The organism is Streptomyces sp. RP5T (assembly GCF_003933965.1).
Lineage (GTDB): Bacteria > Actinomycetota > Actinomycetes > Streptomycetales > Streptomycetaceae > Streptomyces.
Map to the genome: position 1 here is coordinate 1 of NZ_RSAJ01000399.1, position 7,939 is coordinate 7,939.

The following is a 7,939-nucleotide window of genomic DNA, read 5'->3' on the forward strand; positions in this document are numbered from 1 at the left end:
TCCGTCAGCGGGCCGTGGGTGACGGGGACGCCGGTGCTGCGGATCGAGGTGGGGACGTTGGCGTCGGGGAGCGCGGCGCGGATGACCGGCTCGGCCTCCTTCATGATCTCTTCCGGGGTGCGGTAGTTGACGGTCAGGGAGGCCATCTCCACACGGTCGAGGCCCACCCGCGCGAGCCTGTCCTGCCAGGACTCCGTGAAGCCGTGCCTCGCCTGGGCGCGGTCGCCCACGATGGTGAAGCTGCGGGACGGGCAGCGCAGCAGCAGCATCTGCCACTCGGCGTCGGTCAGTTCCTGCGCCTCGTCCACGACCACGTGCGCGAAGGGGCCGGCGAGCAGGTCGGGGTCGCTTGCCTGGAGGGCGCTCTCGTCGACCAGGGCGTGGTGGAAGTCCTCGCCCTTGAGCATCGTCACCAGGCCCATCCCGTACTCGTCGTCGGCCACCGCGCTCAGGTTCTCCACGACCGTGGCCATGCGCTCGCGCTCGGCGGCCGCGGTGGCCTCGTTGCGGCGCTTGCGGAGCGAGGCGCGCGGGTCGCCGAGCCGCTGCCGTGCCGCGTCCAGGAGGGGCAGGTCGGACACCGTCCACGCCTGGCCGTCCGCGCGCTGCAGGGCCCGTACCTCGTCGCGGCCCAGCCAGGGGGCGCACATCCGCAGATACGCCGGGACGGTCCACAGATCCGAGACCAGGTCGGCCGCCTCCAGCAGCGGCCAGGCGCGGTTGAAGGCGGTCAGCAGCTCCCTGTTCTGGCGCAGGGACCTGCGGAGCAGTGCCTCGGGGGCGTCGCCCTCGTGCTTGTCCACCAGGATGGTGAGCAGTTCGTTCCAGACCTGGTCGCGGGCGTCGTTGTGCGGGGCGCCCTCCGCCGCGTCGAACGCCTCGGCCCAGTCGGCGGCGGTCAGCGGGATGTCGGACCAGTGGGTGGTGACGGTCATGCCCTCGGTGGGCGGCTCCTCGTAGAACCGTACGGCCTTCTCGATCGCCTTCACCAGGTCGGCGGACGCTTTCAGGCGGGCCACCTCCGGGTCGGTCTCGACCCCCGCCGCGGCTCCCTCGGCCACCAGGTCCCTGAGGACGCAGGTCTGCACGCCCTCCTCGCCGAGGCTGGGCAGGACGTCGGAGACGTAGGCCAGGTAGGGCCGGTGCGGGCCGACGAACAGCACGCCGCCGCGGCGGTGTCCGAGACGCGGGTCGGAGTGCAGGAGGTAGGCGGAGCGGTGCAGGGCGACCACGGTCTTGCCGGTGCCGGGTCCGCCGTCGACGACGAGCGCGCCGCGCGATCCGGCACGGATGATGGCGTCCTGGTCGGCCTGGATGGTGCCGAGGACATCCCGCATCCGCTCCGAGCGGTCGCTGCCGAGGCCGGCGATGAAGGCGGACTGGTCGTCGAGGGAGGCGTGGTGCCCGGCGAACCCGTCCGGGGCGAAGACCTCGTCCCAGTAGTCGCCGATGCGGCCGTTCGTCCAGCGGTATCTGCGGCGGCTGGCCAGCCCCATCGGGTTGGCGTGGGTGGCCCCGAAGAACGGCTCGGCGGCGGGGGAACGCCAGTCGACGAGCAGCCGGCGGCCCGTGCTGTCGGTGAGGCCGAGCCGTCCGACGTAGACGGGCTCGGCGTCGTCCGCGCCGACCATGTGTCCCAGGCACAGGTCCAGGCCGAAGCGGCGCAGGGTGCGCAGCCGGGCGCTGAGGCGGTGGATCTCCGTGTCGCGGTCCATGGCTTCCTGGCCGATGCCGCCGGGCGCGCGGAGGGTGGCGTCGAGGGTGTCGGACAGTTCGGCGATCGTCTGCTCCAGGCACCGCGCGATGGCCGCGAAGTGCTCCTCGTCGGCGGCGATCAGCGTCGGGTCGGCCTTGGCGGCGAGGCGCTCGGGGAGGTCGAACACGCTGGTGGGCAGGGTAGTCAAAGCAACAGCTCCGGGGTGGGGTCGGCGGCCGTGGGGCCTACGGCCGGTAAGTGTGCGCCTCCCCGGGGGCCTTGCCGCAAGTCCCCCCGTGCGCTATAGGTTGAACATGGCAAGGAGGTGCTGACCTCCCTGCCTTTTCTTTTTCCCAGGCGCAGGACGCATCCGGAAGAACCTCGAAACATTCGGAGATTGTTCCCGTGCGAACACCACCGCCCCCGGCGATCTTCCGAAAGATTTCGCCGGTTTCCTCAGGTGAGAGCGATCTCGAAGCATTCGAAACATCCGTCGAAAGTGTTGACGCTTGACAGGGGCAGACCAAAACTGTGGGGCATGACTGACACACCCGCACACCCGACGCGCCGCAGCGTCTGCGGCCTCCTGCTGGCCACCGGCGCCACGCTGGCCCTGCCCGGCACGGCCGAGGCGGCCACGGTCATCACCACGAACCAGACCGGGACCAACAACGGCTACTACTACTCGTTCTGGACGGACGCCCAGGGCACCGTCTCCATGACCCTGAACTCCGGCGGGAACTACAGCACTTCCTGGCGCAACACCGGCAACTTCGTGGCCGGCAAGGGCTGGAGCAACGGGTCCCGCCGCACCGTGAACTACTCCGGCAGCTTCAACCCGTCCGGCAACGCCTACCTGGCCCTCTACGGCTGGACGTCGAATCCGCTCGTCGAGTACTACATCGTCGACAACTGGGGCACCTACCGGCCCACCGGAGCGTACAAGGGCACGGTCAGCAGCGACGGCGGGACGTACGACATCTACCAGACCACCCGCTACAACGCCCCGTCCGTGGAAGGCACCAAGACCTTCAACCAGTACTGGAGCGTGCGGCAGTCGAGGCGGACCGGCGGCTCGATCACCACCGGCAACCACTTCGACGCGTGGTCCCGCGCCGGGATGCCGATGGGCAGCTTCAAGTACTACATGATCCTCGCCACCGAGGGTTACCAGAGCAGCGGCAGCTCGAACATCACGGTGGCGTGATGGGGGCCCGGGCACACCTCCCGTTACTGGCGGCCGCCGCCCTGGCCACCGCCGGCACCCTCGCCGTCCCCGCCGCCGCCGCTCCCGACCAGGCCGCCGCCTGCTCCGGATACGTCGGCCTCACCTTCGACGACGGACCGGGCAGCGGCACCACCGCCCTGCTCAACTCCCTGAAGCAGTACGGCCTAAGGGCCACCATGTTCAACACCGGCCAGAACGCGGCCGCCAACCCGTCCCTCGTCAGGGCCCAGGTCAGCGCCGGGATGTGGGTCGGCAACCACAGCTACACGCACCCGCATCTGACCCAGCAGAGCCAGGCCACCATCGACTCGGAGATCTCCCGCACCCAGCAGGCGATCGCAGGCGGCGGCGGTGGCACACCGAGGCTGTTCCGGCCGCCGTACGGCGAGACCAACGCGACCGTGAAGGCCGTCGAGGCGAAGTACGGGCTGACCGAGGTCCTGTGGCAGGTCGACTCGCAGGACTGGAACAACGCCGGCACCGACGCGATCGTCGCGGCGGTCGGCCGGCTCACCAACGGGCAGGTCATCCTGATGCACGACTGGCCCGCCAACACCCGCGCGGCGATCCCGCGCATCGCGCAGACACTGGCCGCCAAGGGACTGTGCTCCGGCATGATCTCGCCCCAGACCGGCCGCGCGGTGGCACCGGGCTGACCCGCCCGGCCACGGCGATCCGGCCCCGGCGCCCCCACCGCCGGCCCCGGCGCGGCGGTCGTTCCCCTTCGGGCCGCCGCGCCGAACACGGATCACGGGGGCTCCGCGCGCGTACGACGCCCGCGGAGCCCGGAGTCGCCGGCCGTATCCGCGGTGCATCCGTTCGGCTGTCAATGCCTGCGTTTCCCCGACGGGGCGGGTCATGGCCCGCAATCATGGGCGGTGGCGGGGCGAGCGAGCCCCGCCGAACGCCATGGGTACGTCAACCCGCATGATCCGTCGTTCACTTGACGCGCGGCCGGCGCGTCAGCCCGGAGGGAACCGCAGGCATGGCCACTCCCCTGTCCGCCGCGAAGATGCTCGCCGCACTGAAGGCCGAGGGCCTGACCGTGCACGAGCACGCCGGCTGGAAGACCCACAACCGAGACGCCGCTTCAGGGAAGTCCTTCGGGCCCGTCATCGGGGTGCTGATCCACCACACCGGCGGGCACGACGACAAGGAGCTCTGCTTCAAGGGCAGATCCGATCTGCCGGGACCGCTGTGCCACGCCTGGCTCGGCAAGACCGCCGGACTGTGGATGATCGGCAACGGCCGTACCAACCACGCCGGTTACGCCGACATCGATGTCCTGAACGCCATCCGCCAGGAGAAGCCCCTCCCGCACGACGACGTGGCCAGGGCGGACGGCAACGACTGCCTGTACGGCCTGGAGATCGAGAACCGCGGCAAGGGCGGGGACCCCTACCCGGCGGCGCAGTACCGGCAGGCCGTGCTGTGGGCGGCGGCGATCTGCCGGGCGCACGGGTGGAGCGAGAAGTCGGTCGCCGGGCACAAGGAGTGCCAGCCGGGGAAGATCGACCCGAGCTTCGACATGGACGACTTCCGGGCCGCCGTGAAGAAGCAGCTGGCCGCGGGCCCCGGCAAGGCGCAGCCGACGAAACCGGCGGGCAGGCCCCGCGTCGACCTGTCCCGGCTGGTGACGGCCGCGAAGACCGACCCCGGCGCCCAGCAGGGCCACATCACCTACCTGGCCGGCACCAATCTCACCGAGGCCGCCCTGGTCGAACTCGGCTACCTCTCCAAGTCCTACGCCGGGGACGGCTCGTTCGGCACCGCCACCGTCGCCGCCTACGCCAAGTGGCAGCGCCACCTGGGCTACACGGGTGCCGACGCCAACGGCATCCCCGGCAAGGTCTCCCTGTCCCGGCTCGGCGAGGCGACGAAGCTGTTCACGGTCGTGGCCTGAGACGCCCGCCTCCCCCGGGCCGGCCCGCCACCGAGTTGCGGGCCGGCCCGCTCCCTGCGGTACTGGCTGTATCTGCCGAACGTCGCGGGGTGCTGTCCACAGGACCGCGGGCAGAGGAGGCACAGCATGGCCAAGCATCTGGTGGTCTGCTGCGACGGGACGTGGAATCGCGCCGACCAGTCGCACAAGACCAATGTGGCCAAGGTGGCGCTCGCCGTACGGCGACGCACCGCCGTCGGAACCGAACAGCGGGTGTACTACCACAGCGGGGTCGGCGCACAGCGGCCGGAACGGCTGCGGGGCGGGGCCTTCGGAATGGGCCTGTCGCGCAACGTGCTCGACGCCTACCGCTTCCTGATCCACACCTACGAACCCGGGGACTCCCTGTACCTGTTCGGGTTCAGCCGGGGCGCGTTCACCGCGCGCAGCCTGGCCGGCCTGGTGCGCAACTGCGGCATCCTGCGCCCGGAGCAGGCCGACCGGCTCGACGAGGCGTGGGCGCTGTACCGCAGCCGCGCCAAGCAGCCGACCAGCGTGGCGGCCACCCTCTTCCGCCAGGCCTACGCCTTCGAGACGGAGATCCGCTTCATCGGCGTCTGGGACACGGTCGGCTCGCTCGGCATCCCGATCCCGGCTCCCTGGCCGCTGCGCCCGCTCGTCAACCGCTTCAACAGGCGCTGGGCCTTCCACGACACCGACCTGAGCACCTGGGTCAACGGCGCCTTCCAGGCCCTGGCCGTCGACGAACAGCGCTCCGCGTTCCCGCCGACGCTGTGGCACCAGCAGAAGGGCGCCGCCGAGCAGGGCCAGGAACTGCGCCAGGTCTGGTTCGCCGGGGTGCACACCGACGTCGGAGGCGGCGAGGAGAACTCGGGACTGTCCGACCTCCCCCTGCTGTGGATGGTCGGGCACGCCACCCGCTACGGCCTCGAGTTCGACACCCGGGTCCTCAGTGCGCAGGGGCCGGACGAGATGAACCCGGACAGAAGCGCCGACTTCGCCGTACGACCGGACCCGCTGGGCCCGCGGCACTACTCGCGGGTGAAGTTCTACAGGCTGTTCCGGGTCCTGGACCGGCCCGTCGGAGAGGCGGAGGAGCCGAGGGACCCGAAGAAGCCGAGGGCCCCCGAGGACCATGTCCTCGACGGCTGCGAGTACCTGTCCGACTCCGTCCTCACGCGGTACGACCACAAGGCCGACTACCGCCCTCCGGCGCTCGCCGAGTACCTCAGGATCTTCGGGGAGGCCCGGCGCATCGAACCGGTACCGCTCAAGGCCGACGAACCCGCCCCGTACAGTGCCCCCGTGCCGACCGTGGAACCCTGCCCCACCTGCGACGGGCCGCTGACGTCCGGCGGGATGCTGCTGGTCCGCCGCGCGGACGACGGGCCGCGCGCCTGCCGCACGCTGTGGCGGTGCGCCGAGCGGCACCTGTGGTGGCGGTGGGCCGACCACCCCGGAAAGCCCCTGGAGGAGTGCCCGTATCCGCAGGTCTTCCGGGGCTGAGCACCCGTACAGATTTCTTGTACGGGTGGCAACGGGTGAACGTACGCCCCGTGCGGGGGAGTTCACCGGCATGAGCAACAAGAGCCTCAGTACGCGGCGCCGGAAGAACGCGACCGCCGTGAAGATGGTCGGGAGTCTCGTCGGCACCTTCCGGCGGGCGGCCGGACTCACCCAGCGGGCCCTCGCCGACGAGGTCGCCGTGGACGAGGAGACCATCGCCTCCGTCGAGCAGGGCAGGCGAACCCTGAAACCGGACCTCGCCGCCCAGCTCGACGCACTCCTCGACACCAAGGGCGCGTTGTCGGTCGCGCTGGAGAACATGCCCGAGATCGACCTCTTCCCGCGCTGGGCGGAGGAGTACATCGACCTGGAACGGGAGGCGCTGGCCCTGTCCTGGTACGACAACCAGGTGCTGCCGGGTCTGCTCCAGACCCCGGCCTACGCCCGGGCGGTGTTCCTGAACGACGTACCCGCGCTGACGGAGGCGGAGATCGAGCAGCGGGTCGCGGCCCGGACCGAGCGCCAGGAGATCCTGGAGCGAGCGGAGCCCCCCACGGTCAGCTTCGTCGTCTCCGAGGTGACCGTGAAGGACAGGCTGGGCGGCAGCGGGGTGCACACCGAGCAGCTGGGCCGGCTGCGCGAGTTGGCGGTCCTGCCCAGTGTCACGCTCCAGATCATGCCGGTCGGTCGTGACTTCCACGCCGGGCTCTCGGGGCCGTTCATCCTCGTCGAAACGCCTGATCACCAACGCGTCGGATACGTCGAAGGACAGCTCCACGGGCGGATGGTCGCTGATCCCGACGAGGTCTCGGTGCTGGAACGCAAATATGCGATGCTGCGGTCACAGGCGCTCAACCCGCAGGAGAGCAAAAGCCTGTTGGACCGTTTGCTAGGAGACGCATGAGCACCGCACTTCAGTGGTTCAAGTCGAGCTACAGCAGCGAGCAGGGCGGCGCCTGCCTCGAAGTCGCCACCTCACCCGGCACCGTCCACGTCCGCGACTCCAAGCACACCGGCGGCCCCACCCTCACCGTAACCCCCGACACCTGGACGTCTTTCCTCGCGCTCGCCCAGCGCTGAGAGCGTCAGGGTCACGGCGATCGACGCGGTCGCCATCAGCGTCATCGCCGTGGCCGGGGACGTGAGTTGGGCCAAGGTGCCGGCCAGGACCGCACCGACGCCCTGGAAGGCGACCATGCCGGTGGCGTGCAACCCGATGGACTGACCGGCGAGTTCGTCCGGCGTCAGGGACATCAGCCGCTCCTGGAGGACCAGCGACGCGGCGAACCCGACCGAGGCCACCGTGGCGGCCAGGAGCGACAGCGCGATACCGGGCCGCAGGAAGAAGAACAGGTACGGCACCGCCAGCAGCAGCCGCAGCGGGGTCGCGAGGCGGGGCCGTAGCACGGGTGGCACCAGGCGGCCCACCGCCAGGTCGCCCACGAACATGCCCAGCGCCCCGCACGCGTACATCGTGCCCGCGGCCGAGGGGGCGTAGGAGACGTAGAGCGAATCGCTGCCCACGATCAGGCCGTTGGGGACCCACAGGCCGAGGTAGACCAGGCGGCGGGGGCGGGAGGACCACAGGAGGGCGTTGGTGGTCCAG

Annotated in this window: 6 protein-coding genes and 2 pseudogenes; 6 read left to right on the forward strand and 2 right to left on the reverse strand. The window is 70.7% G+C overall.

Going from position 1 to position 7,939, the window contains the following annotated elements:
- Positions 1-1,904: RNA polymerase recycling motor ATPase HelR (gene helR / locus EHS43_RS31185; protein WP_125194045.1), on the reverse strand; the 1,904-nt coding region annotated here is incomplete at its 3' end.
- A 330-nt stretch (positions 1,905-2,234) separates the two neighbouring features.
- Here helR and EHS43_RS31190 point away from each other — a divergent pair.
- From EHS43_RS31190 to EHS43_RS48200, 6 genes and pseudogenes are all read left to right on the forward strand, one after another.
- Entirely contained in the window at positions 2,235-2,903 is a 669-nt protein-coding gene (locus tag EHS43_RS31190) for a glycoside hydrolase family 11 protein (protein WP_125194046.1), read from the forward strand.
- Complete coding sequence (locus tag EHS43_RS31195) at positions 2,903-3,580, forward strand: polysaccharide deacetylase family protein (RefSeq protein WP_125194047.1); 678 nt, start codon at positions 2,903-2,905, stop codon at positions 3,578-3,580. The genes EHS43_RS31190 and EHS43_RS31195 overlap by 1 nt, the downstream gene beginning before the upstream one ends.
- Before the next feature lie 329 nt (positions 3,581-3,909).
- Positions 3,910-4,827, forward strand: coding sequence for an N-acetylmuramoyl-L-alanine amidase (locus EHS43_RS31200; RefSeq protein WP_125194048.1), 918 nt, complete (start codon positions 3,910-3,912; stop codon positions 4,825-4,827).
- A 126-nt stretch (positions 4,828-4,953) separates the two neighbouring features.
- Positions 4,954-6,333, forward strand: a complete 1,380-nt coding sequence (locus EHS43_RS31205) for a DUF2235 domain-containing protein (RefSeq protein WP_125194049.1) — start codon at positions 4,954-4,956, stop codon at positions 6,331-6,333.
- Between the two features lie 70 nt (positions 6,334-6,403).
- Positions 6,404-7,237: a helix-turn-helix transcriptional regulator gene (locus EHS43_RS31210; RefSeq protein WP_125194050.1), complete on the forward strand. Its 834-nt coding sequence runs from the start codon at positions 6,404-6,406 to the stop codon at positions 7,235-7,237.
- Positions 7,234-7,341: pseudogene (locus EHS43_RS48200) on the forward strand (DUF397 domain-containing protein); the annotation flags it as partial. The gene EHS43_RS31210 and the pseudogene EHS43_RS48200, both read left to right, overlap by 4 nt.
- On the opposite strand, the pseudogene EHS43_RS31220 reads toward EHS43_RS48200, so the two are convergent.
- Positions 7,309-7,939: pseudogene (locus tag EHS43_RS31220) on the reverse strand (MFS transporter); the annotation flags it as partial. The pseudogenes EHS43_RS48200 and EHS43_RS31220 overlap by 33 nt on opposite strands.

Coding starts and splice junctions, on each gene's coding strand:
- EHS43_RS31210 (WP_125194050.1), top strand. CDS start 6,404: ATGAGCAACAAGAGCCTCAGTACGCGGCGCCGGAAGAACGCGACCGCC.
- EHS43_RS31195 (WP_125194047.1), top strand. CDS start 2,903: ATGGGGGCCCGGGCACACCTCCCGTTACTGGCGGCCGCCGCCCTGGCC.
- EHS43_RS31205 (WP_125194049.1), top strand. CDS start 4,954: ATGGCCAAGCATCTGGTGGTCTGCTGCGACGGGACGTGGAATCGCGCC.
- EHS43_RS31190 (WP_125194046.1), top strand. CDS start 2,235: ATGACTGACACACCCGCACACCCGACGCGCCGCAGCGTCTGCGGCCTC.
- EHS43_RS31200 (WP_125194048.1), top strand. CDS start 3,910: ATGGCCACTCCCCTGTCCGCCGCGAAGATGCTCGCCGCACTGAAGGCC.